The sequence below is a fragment of the Sphingobium sp. DN12 genome, from assembly GCF_051058005.1.
GTDB classification, from domain to species: Bacteria; Pseudomonadota; Alphaproteobacteria; order Sphingomonadales; family Sphingomonadaceae; genus Sphingobium; species Sphingobium yanoikuyae.
Genome location: NZ_CP173717.1, coordinates 2,988,988 through 3,002,056, shown reverse-complemented (window position 1 = coordinate 3,002,056; position 13,069 = coordinate 2,988,988). Strand labels below are relative to the sequence as shown.

The 13,069-nt window shown below is 66.6% G+C and carries 11 protein-coding genes; 4 read left to right on the top strand and 7 right to left on the bottom strand.

From position 1 onward, the window contains the following. The first annotated feature begins 92 nt into the window (after nt 1–92). The 3 genes from ACI6S0_RS14230 (at nt 93) to ACI6S0_RS14220 (ending at nt 6,505) form a co-directional block, all read left to right on the top strand. Nucleotides 93–2,120, top strand: coding sequence for a TonB-dependent receptor (locus ACI6S0_RS14230; protein WP_434403446.1), 2,028 nt, complete (start codon nt 93–95; stop codon nt 2,118–2,120). An 11-nt stretch (nt 2,121–2,131) separates the two neighbouring features. Further along, complete coding sequence (gene acs / locus ACI6S0_RS14225; protein WP_434403445.1) at nt 2,132–4,090, top strand: acetate--CoA ligase; 1,959 nt, start codon at nt 2,132–2,134, stop codon at nt 4,088–4,090. 84 nt (nt 4,091–4,174) lie between these two features. Continuing rightward, on the top strand, nt 4,175–6,505 hold the full coding sequence (locus ACI6S0_RS14220) for a TonB-dependent receptor (RefSeq protein ID WP_434403444.1): 2,331 nt from the start codon (nt 4,175–4,177) through the stop codon (nt 6,503–6,505). A 296-nt stretch (nt 6,506–6,801) separates the two neighbouring features. Here the strand turns inward: ACI6S0_RS14220 and ACI6S0_RS14215 are convergent, their stop codons facing one another. From ACI6S0_RS14215 to ACI6S0_RS14185, 7 genes are all read right to left on the bottom strand, one after another. Continuing rightward, nucleotides 6,802–7,314, bottom strand: coding sequence for a c-type cytochrome (locus tag ACI6S0_RS14215; RefSeq protein WP_434403443.1), 513 nt, complete (start codon nt 7,312–7,314; stop codon nt 6,802–6,804). A 12-nt stretch (nt 7,315–7,326) separates the two neighbouring features. Continuing rightward, nucleotides 7,327–7,872: a methylamine dehydrogenase light chain gene (locus ACI6S0_RS14210; RefSeq protein WP_017498892.1), complete on the bottom strand. Its 546-nt coding sequence runs from the start codon at nt 7,870–7,872 to the stop codon at nt 7,327–7,329. 26 nt (nt 7,873–7,898) lie between these two features. Continuing rightward, nucleotides 7,899–8,501 (bottom strand): methylamine utilization protein MauD, encoded by a 603-nt coding sequence (locus tag ACI6S0_RS14205; RefSeq protein WP_434403442.1) that lies wholly within the window; start codon nt 8,499–8,501, stop codon nt 7,899–7,901. A 4-nt stretch (nt 8,502–8,505) separates the two neighbouring features. Then, nucleotides 8,506–9,039, bottom strand: a complete 534-nt coding sequence (locus tag ACI6S0_RS14200; protein WP_434403441.1) for a MauE/DoxX family redox-associated membrane protein — start codon at nt 9,037–9,039, stop codon at nt 8,506–8,508. Nucleotides 9,040–9,041: 2 nt separating this feature from the next. Continuing rightward, nucleotides 9,042–10,220, bottom strand: coding sequence for an amine dehydrogenase large subunit (locus ACI6S0_RS14195; protein WP_434403440.1), 1,179 nt, complete (start codon nt 10,218–10,220; stop codon nt 9,042–9,044). 145 nt (nt 10,221–10,365) lie between these two features. Further along, on the bottom strand, nt 10,366–11,547 hold the full coding sequence (locus ACI6S0_RS14190; RefSeq protein ID WP_434403439.1) for an MFS transporter: 1,182 nt from the start codon (nt 11,545–11,547) through the stop codon (nt 10,366–10,368). 74 nt (nt 11,548–11,621) lie between these two features. After that, a complete protein-coding gene (locus tag ACI6S0_RS14185; protein ID WP_010338492.1) occupies nt 11,622–12,275 on the bottom strand; it encodes a TetR/AcrR family transcriptional regulator in 654 nt (217 codons plus the stop codon). Between the two features lie 213 nt (nt 12,276–12,488). On the opposite strand from ACI6S0_RS14185, the gene ACI6S0_RS14180 reads away from it, so the two are divergent. Then, nucleotides 12,489–12,968: a c-type cytochrome gene (locus ACI6S0_RS14180; protein WP_270091266.1), complete on the top strand. Its 480-nt coding sequence runs from the start codon at nt 12,489–12,491 to the stop codon at nt 12,966–12,968. Nucleotides 12,969–13,069 lie beyond the last annotated feature (101 nt).

Genomic DNA, 13,069 nt, shown 5'->3' with positions numbered 1-13,069 from the left:
CCATCGGCCCAAAGGCCAATGTTCCGGCAAGGGGCGGCATCCTATCGAAGGGATGCCGCCCCTTCGCATGACGGGGCGGCAGGGGAGGATATATGCGCAGAACAAAATGGCTCGCGCTCGGCATGGCAATGGCGCCCTTTGCGGCGCAGGCGGAAGCGCCCGATGACGCGGGCGAGGTGATGGCCGCCGCGTCAATCGTGGTGACGGGCACGGGCCTCGCTCTGCCGCCTGGGACGCCGGCCTATGGCTCTGTGGTGATCGACCGGGACCGGCTTGAGGATGCGGCATCGGGGCGGATCGAGAGCGTGCTGGCCGATGTCGCGGGCTTCCAGCAATTCCGCCGCTCTGACAGCCGCGCGTCCAATCCCTCGAACCAAGGCGCCACGCTGCGCGCGCTGGGTGGCAATGCGTCGAGCCGGACCCTGGTGCTGCTCGATGGCGTGCCGGTGGCCGATCCCTTCTTCGGCTATATCCCCTTCTCGGCTTTGGTGCCCGACCGGCTGGCGCTGGTGCGGGTGACGCGTGGCGGGGGCAGCGGCGCGTTCGGGGCGGGCGCGGTCGCCGGCACGATCGAACTGGCCAGCGCCACCCGCGACCAGATGCCGCACTTCGGCGCCAGCGCCTTCTATGGCAGCAGGGACGCGACCGAGCTGTCCGCCAGCATCGCGCCGGATCTGGGCCAGGGCTATGTCTCGCTCTCGGGTCGCTGGGATCGGGGTGACGGCTTCCAGACCACGCCCCGTGACCAGCGCGTCGCCGCCACCGTGCCCGCCGCCTATGATAGCTGGTCGACCAATTTGCGCGCCGTCGCGCCGATCGACGCGACCTCGGAAATCCAGTTTCGCGGTACCCTGTTCCAGGACAACCGTACCCTGCGCTTTGCCGGCGCCGACAGTGTGAGCCAGGGCCAGGATGCCAGCATCCGCTATATCAGCCGCGGCCGCTGGCAGGTCGATGCACTTGCCTATCTCCAGGCGCGCAATTTCTCCAATATCGTCATCTCTTCCACCAGCTTCCGCAAGTCGCTCGACCAGCGCAACACCCCCTCGACCGGGATCGGCGGCAAGATCGAGCTGCGCCCGCCGGTGGGCGAGGACCATGTGCTGCGCATCGGTATGGATACACGCTTTGCCACCGGCGACATGTATGAGGACGCCTATAATGCGGGCCTCGCCACCAACCCGCTGACATCGCGTCGTCATGCCGGTGGCGACCAGATCAGCAGCGGCATCTTTGCCGAGGATGACTGGACGATTGGCAATCTTGTCCTGACCGGCGGGGTGCGCGCCGATCGCTGGTCGATCCGCAACGGCTTCTACAAGGCGGTCAGTGCGGCGGGCGTGGTGACGCAGGACAGCAGCTATGCCAATCGCTCCGACTGGGAATTTTCCGGCCGGGCCGGCGCGCTCTTCCATATCAGCGATGCGGTGGCGCTGCGCGGCGCGGCCTATAGCGGCTTCCGCCTGCCCACGCTCAACGAGCTGTATCGCCCCTTCGTCGTCTTCCCGATCACCACCCAGGCCAATGCGGCCTTGAAGCCAGAGAAGCTGAAAGGCGTGGAGGGCGGCATCGACCTCAACCCAGCATCGGGCGTGCAGCTTTCGGCAACGCTCTTCTACAACCGGCTCGATGATGCGATCGCGAACGTCACCATCGATAGTGTCACCCGCAAGCGCCAGAATGTGAACGCGATCGTGGCCAAGGGCGTGGAACTGACCGCCAGCGCGCAACTGCCGGCCAATTTCTCGCTGCTCGCTTCCTATGCCTATAGTCACAGCAAGGTCGATGCGCCGGGCATGGCATTCGACGGCTTCGCGCCGGCGCAGGTGCCGCGCCACTCGGCCAGCGCGACGCTGGCCTGGGCACCCAAGGCCGGGCCGGAACTGTCGGCGACGCTGCGCTACACGGCCAAGCAATATGAGGATGACCTGCAGAGCGATGTGCTGCCCGATGCGCTGACGCTGGACGCCATCGCCCGGCTGCCGATCGGCCATGGCATCAGCCTGGTCGCGCGCGGAGAAAATCTGTTCGACGAGGATATCGTCACCCGCAATGCCGGTGGATCGATCGATCTGGGCACGCCCAGGACGCTCTGGATCGGCGTGCGGTTCGGCCAATGAAGGGAGCCATCATGTCCGAAGACCTGTTTCCGATACCTGCCGACTGGGCGGCCCATGCCCGCATGAATCAGACGGCGCGCGCCGCCGATTATCGCCGGTCGCTTGATGACGGCGATGCCTATTGGCTGGAACAGGCGCAGCGGCTGGACTGGATCACGCCGCCGACCCGCGCGTCGGAAAGCAGCTTCGACGAAGCGGATTTCGGCATCCAGTGGTTCGCCGACGGCACGCTCAACGTGTCGGCCAATTGTCTCGACCGGCATCTGGTCGAACGCGGCGATGTCACCGCGATCCTCTGGGAGCCCGATGATCCGTCGGAAGCACCGCGCAGCCTGACCTATCGTGAATTGCATGCCGAGGTTTGCCGCTTCGCCAATGTGCTCAAGGATGCTGGCGCGCGGCGCGGCGACCGCATCACCATCTATATGCCGATGATCCCGGAGGCGGCGGTGGCACTGCTCGCCTGCGCCCGGATCGGCGCGATCCACAGCGTCGTGTTCGGCGGCTTTTCGCCCGAGGCGCTGGCAGGCCGCATCACCGATTGCGATTCCAGCATCGTCGTCACTGCCGACGAGGGGCGACGCGGCGGCAAGCGCGTGCCGCTCAAGGCCAATGTCGACGCGGCGCTGGCGCTCGACCATTGCACCAGCGTGCGCCGTGTATTGGTGGTGCGCGCAACCGGCGGGGCGGTGGCGATGCAGCCGGGCCGCGACAGCTGGTATGACGAGGCGATGGCCGGCGTCGCGCCCGATTGTCCGGCCGAGGTGATGAATGCGGAAGACCCGCTGTTCCTGCTCTACACCTCCGGCTCCACCGGCAAGCCCAAGGGCGTGGTCCATTCGAGCGGCGGCTATCTGCTCTGGGCCAGTCTCACCCACGCGCTCTGCTTCGACTATCGGCCCGGCGACATCTGGTGGTGCGCCGCCGATGTCGGCTGGGTCACGGGGCACAGCTATATCGTCTATGGTCCGCTGGCCAATGGCGCGACGACCCTGATGTATGAAGGCCTGCCGAGCTGGCCCACGCCCAGCCGCATCTGGGAGGTGGTCGACCGGCATCAGGTCCACACCCTCTTCACGGCGCCGACCGTGCTGCGCGCGCTGATGAAGGAGGGCGACCATCATGTCGCGAAGACCAGCCGCGCGTCGCTCCAATTGCTGGGCAGCGTCGGCGAGCCGATCAATCCCGAAGCCTGGCGCTGGTATCATGGCGTCGCGGGCGAGGGGCGTTGCCCGATCATCGACACCTGGTGGCAGACCGAGACCGGCGGCGCGATGATTGCGCCGATGCCGGGCGCCACGGACCTCAAGCCCGGCAGTGCGACCTTCCCGATGCCCGGTGTCGAGGCGCAGATCGTCGATGGCGAAGGCGCGGTGCAGGATGGCGCGAGCGAGGGGAATCTGGTGATCGCCCGGTCCTGGCCCGGCCAGATGCGCACCGTCTGGAACGATCATGAGCGCTTCTTCCAGACCTATTTCACCACTTTCCCCGGCAGATATACCACCGGCGATGGCGCTAGGCGCGACGACGACGGCTATTACTGGATCACCGGCCGGGTCGACGATGTCATCAACGTGTCGGGCCATCGCATGGGCACGGCCGAGGTCGAGAGCGCGCTGGTGCTGCATGCGACCGTGGCGGAGGCGGCGGTGGTCGGCATGCCGCACGACATCAAGGGGCAGGGCATCTATGCCTATGTCACGCTGAATGTGGGCGAGGAGCCGAGCGAGGATCTGCGCCGGACCCTGACCCAATGGGTGCGCAGCGAGATCGGCCCGATTGCCACGCCCGACGTGATCCAGTTCGCGCCGGGCCTGCCCAAGACACGATCGGGCAAGATCATGCGCCGCATATTGCGCAAGATCGCCGAGGGGGAGGTGTCGGCACAGGCGCTGGGCGATGTCAGCACGCTGGCCGATCCCAGCGTGGTCGCGGACCTGGTGCGCAGCCGCGCCGGGGTCGCGGCCTGATTGTCGCATGCGACCCAAGGTATAATGGAGGCGATGGCCAGCCCTCCCTAGCGTTCCTCCGATAAACAGAGATGGGAGTGGGATATGCGGGGCAAGGGCTGGCTTTGCGCGGGTCTGGCGGGCGTGGCGCTGATGCCGGGATTGGCGCAGGCCGAGGAACTGGAGGCCGGGCCCGCGCAGACGATCATCGTCACCGCGCCGGGCGGGGCGATCGATGTCGATGACGCGCTGTCCATTTCCGGCCGGGATATCGGCATCGGCGGCACGCCCGACCTGCTCGGCGCGCTGACCCGCAATATCGCCGGCATCACGCTGCAGGACGCGCAGAATAACCCCTGGCAGCCCAATCTTCTCTATCGCGGCTTCGTCGCCTCGCCGCTGCAGGGGCAGGCGCAGGGGCTGGCCGTCTATATGGACGGTGCCCGTTTCAACCAGCCGTTCGGCGATACCGTCCAGTTCGACCTGATCCCCGAGGCGGCGATCCGCAAGCTCAGCCTGCTCGACGCCAGCCCGGTCTATGGCCTCAATGCGCTGGGCGGGGCGATCCTGCTGGAGACGAAGGACGGGCGCAGCGATCCGGGGCTGGAGGCGAGCGCGACCGGCGGCCGTTTCGGCTATGCCGAGGCGAGCATCGCTGGCGGTTTTGCGCGTGGCAATTTCAGTGCGTTCGGGGCGTTCCAGTATAGCCATGACGATGGCTGGCGGGATCATAGCCCGTCGCATCTCTATAATGGCTATGCCGACCTCGGCTTCGACACGGAGAAGGGCGGGCTGCACATGAAGCTGGTCGGGGCAAAGACCAACCTGACCGGCAATGGCGTATCGCCGGTCGAACTGCTGGCAGCGGACCGGCGCGCCGTCTTCACCTGGCCCGATAATAGTCGCAGCCGCTATGGCCGGATCAGCCTGCACCCCTGGGTCGCGCTTTCCGACACGACCCGGATCGAGGGAACGCTCTATGCCCAGCGGCTGACCCTGCGCACGGTCAATGGCGATGCTGCCGATATCGAAGGGTGCGAGGATGAGGATGACGCCGGGCTGCTGTGCCTGGAGACGGTGGGGGGCGATGATGAGGATGAGGCGCAGTCGGTCCTGACCGACGCGAACGGCAATGCCATTGCCGACAGCCTGGGCGGCGAAGGCTATGGCGTGCTCAATCGGGGGCGGACGCGGACCGATGCGATGGGCGCGCTGGTGCAGCTAATCGACGATCGCGCGCTGATGGGCGGCACCAATCATTTTGCGATCGGCATGAGTTACGACACGAGCCGCACCCGGTTCGACACATCGACCGAACTGGGCGCGATGACGGACGAGCGCAGCGTCGAGGGGCTGGGATCGATCATCGTCCAGCCGGACGGCGCGATCGCGCCGGTCGGGCTGGTCGCGCATACCGATTATTGGGGTATATTCGTTCAGGACCGGTTGCCGCTGGCGCCGGGGCTGACGGCGGAGCTGGGGCTGCGCTGGAACCATGCGCGGATCGAACTGGTCGACCAGATCGGCACGGCGCTGAACGGCCGGCACAATTTCCAGCGACTCAATCCCGGCGCGGAGCTGGACTATCGGGTTTCGGACGGGCTGTCGCTGCGGGCCGGCTATGCCGAGACCAACCGCGCGCCGACCCCGGCGGAATTGTCCTGCGCCGACGAGAATGCGCCGTGCAGCCTGACCAATTTCTTCATCGCCGATCCGCCGCTCAAGCAGGTGGTGGCGAAAAGCTGGGAGGCGGGCGGTTCGGGTCGCTTCGCCGTCGGGGGATGGACCGCCGACTGGCTGGTTTCCGCCTATCGCACCGGCAATCATGACGACATCCAATATATCGCGTCGGACATTCGCGGCCGGGCCTATTTCCAGAATATCGGCAAGACCCGGCGCCAGGGTGTCGAGGCGTCGGTCAAGGCGGCGCGGGGCGGTTTCAGCGCGGGCCTGAGCTATGCCTTCACCGATGCCACCTATCGCGGTGCGCTGACACTGAGCAGCCCGGCCAATCCGGAGGCGAATGAGGACGGCACGATCACCGTCGGCAAGGGCGATCGCCTGCCCGGTATCCCTCGCCATAGTGCGACCCTGACGCTGGATTATGCTGGCACCTTGGGCGGTCAGCGCCGTTGGTCGATCGGCGGCGACTTGATCGCCCGATCCGGCCAATATCTGGTCGGCGACGAGGCCAACCGGAATGCCAAGGCGCCCGGCTATCTGATCGCCAATATCCGCGCCGGCATCGACATCATCCCCGACGTCACCCTGTTCGGCGAGGTTCGCAACCTGTTCGACCGCCACTATGCGACCTTCGGCACCTTTACCGAGGTGGACGAGATCGATCTGGAGGAGGCGCCGGGGGCGAGCGATCCGAGGGCCTATGGCGCGGGGGCGCCGCGCCGCTGGTATGCCGGGGTAAAGGCAAAATTCTGAAGCGTGGCGGCACCCGCGATCGGGCGCGCGTCTGCCGAAGTTCACAGTGTAAACGGCCTATCGGGGCCATTTGCACCTGTCGCGCACCTGCGACGCGTCGGTAACGCGCCTGTGCCGCGCCGGGGGTAATGGGGGCAGGGGCATGGAAGCGCGTCGCCCTTGCCCCTGTCGCGCGCCCATGACACGACAGCCGCGCGCCATATAGGCGCCTGCCACGCACCGGGCGGCCGGGTTGGGCGAGGGGGAGCAGCCTCTGTCGCATCGCGAGGGATAGATCAGAAAAGCGGCGCGTTACGTCACTGGTTGGTCGACGGAAACATTTGCCGCAGGGACGCGGGCGCATGGCATTTGCGGATCGCGGTTTCGACATGGCGGGCGCGTTCGGCGGTCAGCGAGGCGGCGGACAGGGCGAAGCGCCGTTCATGGGCGACTTCGTCGGCAGTGAAGGGCGTGCTGCCTTGCGGCACGCTGCCGCCGCCCAGGCCGAAGACGACGAAGTTCATCATGTCGGCGAGCTGCTGATTATCCTTGATCCGGCTAAGCGCGACATTGGGCAGGCGGATGAGATAGGCGCGGGTTTCCGGCGTGCAGAGGAACCAGCCGACCCGGCCGCGCAGTTCGGGCAGGGCCGCAGGCGCGGCGCTGCCCTGCACCCCGTGGCAGCCGCCGCAATTTTCGACATAATCGGACCGGGCGAGATCGGGATCGGTGATCGCGCTGGGCAACAGGCCCATCGGCGGCAGGGCGGCGCGGCCGATGCCGACCGCGCCGAGCAGCGCCAGCGATCCGATCAGCAGCGCATGCCGCATGCCCTGCTGGCCTCAGCTGGCCGCGCCGACCAGCACGGCGGTCGAACAATGATATTCCATGCTGCTGGTGCCGAAGCACCAGATCACGTCATTGTTGAGCTGGGGCATGTAGAGCTGGGTCTCGCGGTCGGTATTGTCGCAGCCGCACTGGCCGCAGGCTGGCTTGCCGCAACAGTCGCGATAGGCGATCAGATAGGCCTTGCCGTCGTCCGGGTTGATGCAGGTGCCGACCCAGGAGACGGGCGAGGGCTCCGCGCCCGCCGGGCAGCTGTGGATGCCGCCGCCACAGCAGGTGCAGAGCGCGCCGTCGATCGCGCAATAGCGCCAATAGTCGCATTTGGTCTCGTCCTTGCTTTGCGCGGTGCGGGCAAAGGCGGTCTTGGCTTCGGGCGAGCGGTCGGGCTTGGCCGCTTCGGCGCGGCTGACCGGCAGCAGCGGGAAGGCGGGCGCAGCGACCAGGGCGGCTCCCAGGCGCGAGAGCATCGATCGGCGCGATGTCCCCCCGGCGAGGCGTCGCAGCAGCTTTTCCCCCATGGCGTCGGCGTCGAACTTCTTCATGTCACGGACCCCCTTTGAACTTGCGATCAGGCCGCCTGGGCCTTGAGCGAGCCGATATAATCCTGCACCGTGGCGATCCCCATTTCATGGGCGACGACCAGGCTTTCGAGATGCTCGCGACTGTTGACCAGTCCCTTGGACAGGATGGTGCCCTCGGCATCGAGCAGCACGGCGAAGGGCAGCTTGGCGACGCCATAGGCCTGGCCCGCCTCCGGCCCGTTGACGAAGGCATGGCCATCCAGCCCGTGCTGGGCGATCATCGCGCGCTGGGCGGCGACATCATCGTCGCCCACGAAGGTCAGCGCGACCCGCTCGTCCCGCGCGAAGGATTTGGCCATCGGGATGATATTCTTGCACAGCGGGCATTGAGCGGAGACGAACATCAAGAGGCGTAGCGCCGTGCCATGAGCATGGCCGCCGATCGTGACGGGCGCGCCGTCGATGGTGCGGGTATCGATCTTGACGATGGCGTCGCCCACGGCCGGGCCGCCGCTGGTGGCGAGCGCGCCGGCGGGCGCGACGCGGATGTGCAGCACGCCGACCTGTCGCGCGACCGCCAGCAGGGCGATGCCGAGCGCAAAGATTGCGACCCAGGACAGGATCTGCGCGATGATGAGCGAGGTCAGCATAGGTCTATCTCCGGTAGGCGGCGGCGGGCGTGGCGATCAGCGCCAGGATGGCGCCGAGCAGATGGAAGGCGAGGAACAGGGCGATGCCGCCCGCGGCCGCGGTGGTGATGTCCAGCGCGGACAGCGGCGGGGTGGGCAGCAGGCGCGGCGCAACCAGCGCGATCAGCAGCAGGTTGCGGATCACCAGCGGCCAGCCGATCGGATGGCGTAACTGTGAACGTCCGCAGCCGCAGTCGATATGGCTACGCCCGCGCGCGATGTTGATCGCCATCGCCCCGGCAAAGAGGCTAAGCAGCAGCATGGCAAGCAGCACCGGCACCGGGGCAAGGCCGGCGATCAGCGTGGCGCCGATGGCGATCTCCGCCAGTGGCAGCAGGATGGCGGCGGGGGCGACCAGCGCCGGCGGCAGCAGCCGGTAATTGGCGATCACGCCGGGCAGCAGGATGCGGTGGCGCAGCTTCGACAGGCCCGCCTGCAACAGGATGAGGCCGATCCCGATGGCAGCCGCCAGCGCGGCGATCGCCAGACCCAGTGCCATGGTCAGGACGGGTCCGCGACCGTGATGGTGCTGCCGCCGGCCTTCTCGATCTTGTGCTTTTCTTCCCAGGTGGCGAGGTCGATGACAAGGGCGGTGCCCTTTTCGCCGTCCATGATGAGCAGCGGCTTGTCCGACTGGGTGACCTCGATATTGTTCATCGGCTCTTCCAGCGGGCGGCGCTTGACCACCTTCTGCGTGGCGAGATCGACTTCCCAGACTTCCGTGCCGGACGCCTTGTGCGACCAATATTCGCCCATGTGCATCAGCACGAACAGATGGCCGGTCGCGCGGTGAAGCGCCATCGGCTGGCGCCCGCCGGGATACCAGTTCAGCTCCAGCGGCTTGGTTTCGCCGGGACGGATACCGGCGGCGGCCTGGATCGAGAAGGGGGCGGAGATGGTCGGCGCCGGGCCAAGCTTCGCGGTCCAGATCTGGCCGGTGTAGCTGAGGAACGTCGTTTCCTTCTTCTTCCGGTCATAGGTGAAATTGTCGAAGATCGGATCGTCGGTGGCCGAGAAGAAGGGGGTGCTATGGGTGATATCGGCCTTGCTGCCAGTCAGCTTCACGGTGGCGAGCGATCCGTCGGCGCACAGCGCGGAAAAGCCGACGCCCGGATTGGGCATCATGCTGGCGCAGCCGGGCACTTCGACATTGGCGACGAATTTGCGCTTCACCAGATCGACGATGTTCACCGAGGAGGCGGGGCTGAGATTATAGACGAAGCCGGTCTTGCCATCGTCGCTGATGATGAAGTTGTTCTTGCGCGATCCGATCAGGATGCGGTCGGGAATGGTGATTTCGGTGACCAGCTTCAGCTCGCGCGTGTCATAGACGGATACCATGTCCTGCCGCGTGCCGCGATCGCCCTTCGACCAGATCGTCTCGGCGACATAATAATATTGGCCGGCCGGATCGATCGCCATGTCAGCGAGGCGCCGGGTTTCGACCATGCCCACCATCTTGCCGCTGTCGCCGTCGAAGATGCTGGTGCCCGGCATGTCCCATCCGCCGTCGACGAAGAACCAGTTGGGCTTGGGCGGTTCCATCGTCACGACATCGGACGTTTCCGGTTCCAGCGCGGCCGTGGTGTCGGCGGGCGCGGCATGGGCTGTGATGGCTGCGCACAGGGCGAAACCCATGGCGGCGGTGGCGAAAAATCCCCTGACGGCGGCGCTCGACATCTGGCGTGATCCCCCTTGATCGGTGCGGCGGCGCTGGACTCATCTGGTCCGCGTTTCGCCGCTGGAATGAAGGCTGGACAAGTGTCAAGGATTGGTCAAGAGGGTGGAGGCGCTTCCCGCAAAATATTTTTGCGCCGCAGCAAAACTAAGCGATAATCTCGTGAACGCCCTCGATCCGGGGCAGGCGCAGCCTGTCGGGTGCAGCAGCGATCAGCAGCGCGAAACAGCCGCCGGTGAGGGCAACCAGCGCGCCATCGACCAGCCCCTGTTGCCCCAGCGCATCGGACAGCAGCGATCCCGCCACCGGCCCGGCGATCATGCCCAGGCTGTGGACGCAGGCGACGAAGCGGCGGAATAGCGGACTGCTGCCGCCCGCTGCCGTGGCGAGGCCCGAAAAGCGGATGATCGTGGCGGTCGACCCGATATTGAGCAGGCCGATCGCCAGGATGAACAGGGTCGGTGCGCCGGGGCGAGTGAGGGCGAGCGGGGCGAGCAGGCAGAAGGCGCACAGCAGGCCGGTCAGCGGCAGCGGCACGATGCTCTGTTCGCGCATCAGCGCAATCGCGGTGAGCGCGCCGATCACCGACCCGATCGCCACGGCTTCGCCGATCACGCTGTCATCGATGCCGGCGGCCAGCGCCAGCGCGCCGGAAAAGCTCCAGATCATCATGGTCGCGGCGATAAAGCAGAACAGGGCGACGGCCAGTGCCCAGGCGCGCGGCGGGGTAGGGGCGCGTTCATCGGCCTCGTGGCCCCGTGTGTGTGCCGGATCGGCGGCCGGCATCAACAGGCTGAGCAGCAGCACGCCGATCGGCGCGAGGGCCAGCAGGCGCAGCGCAGCGGCCGGCCCGGCGCTGTCGCCGATCGCCGGCAGCGCCAGCGCGACCAGGGTGGACAGCAGCAACTGGACCAGGAAGACGGCGGCATAGGCGCCGGTCGGGCGCTGCGAGGCGGCGGCGCTCATCGCATGGGTATAGGCGACGCCCATGCCGACGCCGAACAGGCCGCGCGCGACGACCAGCGTTGCCAGCTCGTCGAGCGCCGGCGTTATCAGGCTGGCGGCCAGCGCGATCAGCGCGGCGAAGGCCGGCGCGCCGGTCGGCAGATGCGCGCCGCCGCGCCAGACCAGGATCGCGCCGATCGCCATGCCGCCCTGGGTCGCGCCGACGATCCAGCCATGGTCGGACGGATCAAGCCCGGTGGCGGCGGTCAACAAGGTGAGGAAGACGGGATCGATGCCGGGCTGCAGCAGCGCGAGCGCGGCGGCGGCGATGCAGGCGATGGTCCGGTCCGGTGCCCATCCGGGCAATATACGGCTTTGCGTCATGATGGCCCCCACAGCATGAACAGGCGCCGGTGGCGCCCCTGCCGTTCAGACCATCTCTCCCCCTTGGGGCGGCGTCAGGCCGCTTCTGTCATCAGCCCTGCAAGATCGCGTGAAGTCACCGTCTTGGCAAGATGCACGAACGACATTGCGGCGAGCGCGGTAAAGACCGGCATCTTGGCCGCCCAGGGCTTCTGATGCCCCAGGAACGGCGTCGATCCTTCCATCGATGCGCTGATGAACAGGGCGACGCTATGCACCTCGTCCGGGGTCAGGGCCGGATTGATCTGCGCGACATATTCGCCGATCACCTCATGCACCTTGCTGTAGAACAGGCGCACCCGGTCGGCGACGAACTCGCTCTGGTTGGCGAGGGCCCAGAGCTCGGTGAACAAATGGGTGGTGCGCTTGGTCTGGATATCCTCCAGGCACAGGATGATGACCAGCTTGAGCCGTTCCTCGGCGGTCAGGCCGGGCTTGCGCACCATCTCCTCCAGCAGCTTGTCATAGGATTCCAGCATCTCGTCCAGCATCACCTGGATGAGCATTTCCTTGCGCGGGAAATGATAGCTGACATTGCCGACCTTCATGTCGCAGCGCGCGGCGATGCGGCGCAGGGTGAAGGCATCGGCACCCTCGTCGATCAGCACGTCCAGCGCCGCCTTGAGGATCTGGTCCACCGTTTCGGACCCGCGGGCATAGATGCCGGGCCGTGAGGGAGCGAGTATCATATCACATCTGCCTTGGCGGCCCTCCTACCACGGCGCGGCCCGTTTCGCCACCCTTTGCGCATCGCTCGCAACGGCGGGCTTGACGAATATTTGAAGACTGTCCAGTATTCACTCATCCACATAATCTTGGGAAGAGGCGTGAAATCCGGTGCGGCACCCTGGCGGGGGCGGCTTCCGGGGCAAACGTCCATATGTGCGGGGACATTTCAGGCGATGATTCAGGGTATCAAGCGCGTCACATTCTCTCTGCTGGCGGTCGGGGCGATCGCGTTGTCTGGGGCTGCACAGGCGACCGGTCCGCAGACCTTCGCCAATCGCTGCTCCATGTGTCACCAGCCCTCGGGCGCGGGCCTGCCGGGCCAGTTTCCGCGTCTCAATGGCCGGGTGGCGCAGATCGCGACCAGTCCGGAAGGACGGCGCTATCTCGCCATGGTGCTGCTCTACGGCATTTACGGCCCGATCACCGTGGACGACAGGAAGATCACCGGCCTGATGCCCGGCATGGGCACCATGTCCGACCAGGATATTGCCGATGTGCTCAATCATGCGGTGTCGCTCAAGAAGGCGGCCAAGCCCGCCGCGCCCTTCACCGCGGCGGAGGTCGCCAAGGTGCGCGCCGGCGGCAAGCAGACCGCGGCGCAGGTCGCGGCCGAGCGCGGCCGGCTGGCGGGCAAGGGGCTGATCCCGTCCTGATCCGGGCGCCCATCCTATAACTCTATGCTATGGGATAGTCGGTCTTGAGCGGTTAAATGGCGGTGCCGGGCTGTGGGATAAGGGGACTCCAAGGAGATCCC

Bases quoted from the DNA above. Each gene is read 5' to 3' on its own strand.
- ACI6S0_RS14200 (WP_434403441.1), bottom strand. From the start codon at position 9,039: ATGGCACTGGGTCTGGCGATCGCCGCGCTGGCGGCTGCCATCGGGATC.
- acs (WP_434403445.1), top strand. From the start codon at position 2,132: ATGTCCGAAGACCTGTTTCCGATACCTGCCGACTGGGCGGCCCATGCC.
- ACI6S0_RS14215 (WP_434403443.1), bottom strand. From the start codon at position 7,314: ATGCGGCATGCGCTGCTGATCGGATCGCTGGCGCTGCTCGGCGCGGTC.
- ACI6S0_RS14195 (WP_434403440.1), bottom strand. From the start codon at position 10,220: ATGTCGAGCGCCGCCGTCAGGGGATTTTTCGCCACCGCCGCCATGGGT.
- ACI6S0_RS14220 (WP_434403444.1), top strand. From the start codon at position 4,175: ATGCGGGGCAAGGGCTGGCTTTGCGCGGGTCTGGCGGGCGTGGCGCTG.
- ACI6S0_RS14180 (WP_270091266.1), top strand. From the start codon at position 12,489: ATGATTCAGGGTATCAAGCGCGTCACATTCTCTCTGCTGGCGGTCGGG.
- ACI6S0_RS14230 (WP_434403446.1), top strand. From the start codon at position 93: ATGCGCAGAACAAAATGGCTCGCGCTCGGCATGGCAATGGCGCCCTTT.
- ACI6S0_RS14210 (WP_017498892.1), bottom strand. From the start codon at position 7,872: ATGAAGAAGTTCGACGCCGACGCCATGGGGGAAAAGCTGCTGCGACGC.
- ACI6S0_RS14205 (WP_434403442.1), bottom strand. From the start codon at position 8,501: ATGCTGACCTCGCTCATCATCGCGCAGATCCTGTCCTGGGTCGCAATC.
- ACI6S0_RS14185 (WP_010338492.1), bottom strand. From the start codon at position 12,275: ATGATACTCGCTCCCTCACGGCCCGGCATCTATGCCCGCGGGTCCGAA.
- ACI6S0_RS14190 (WP_434403439.1), bottom strand. From the start codon at position 11,547: ATGACGCAAAGCCGTATATTGCCCGGATGGGCACCGGACCGGACCATC.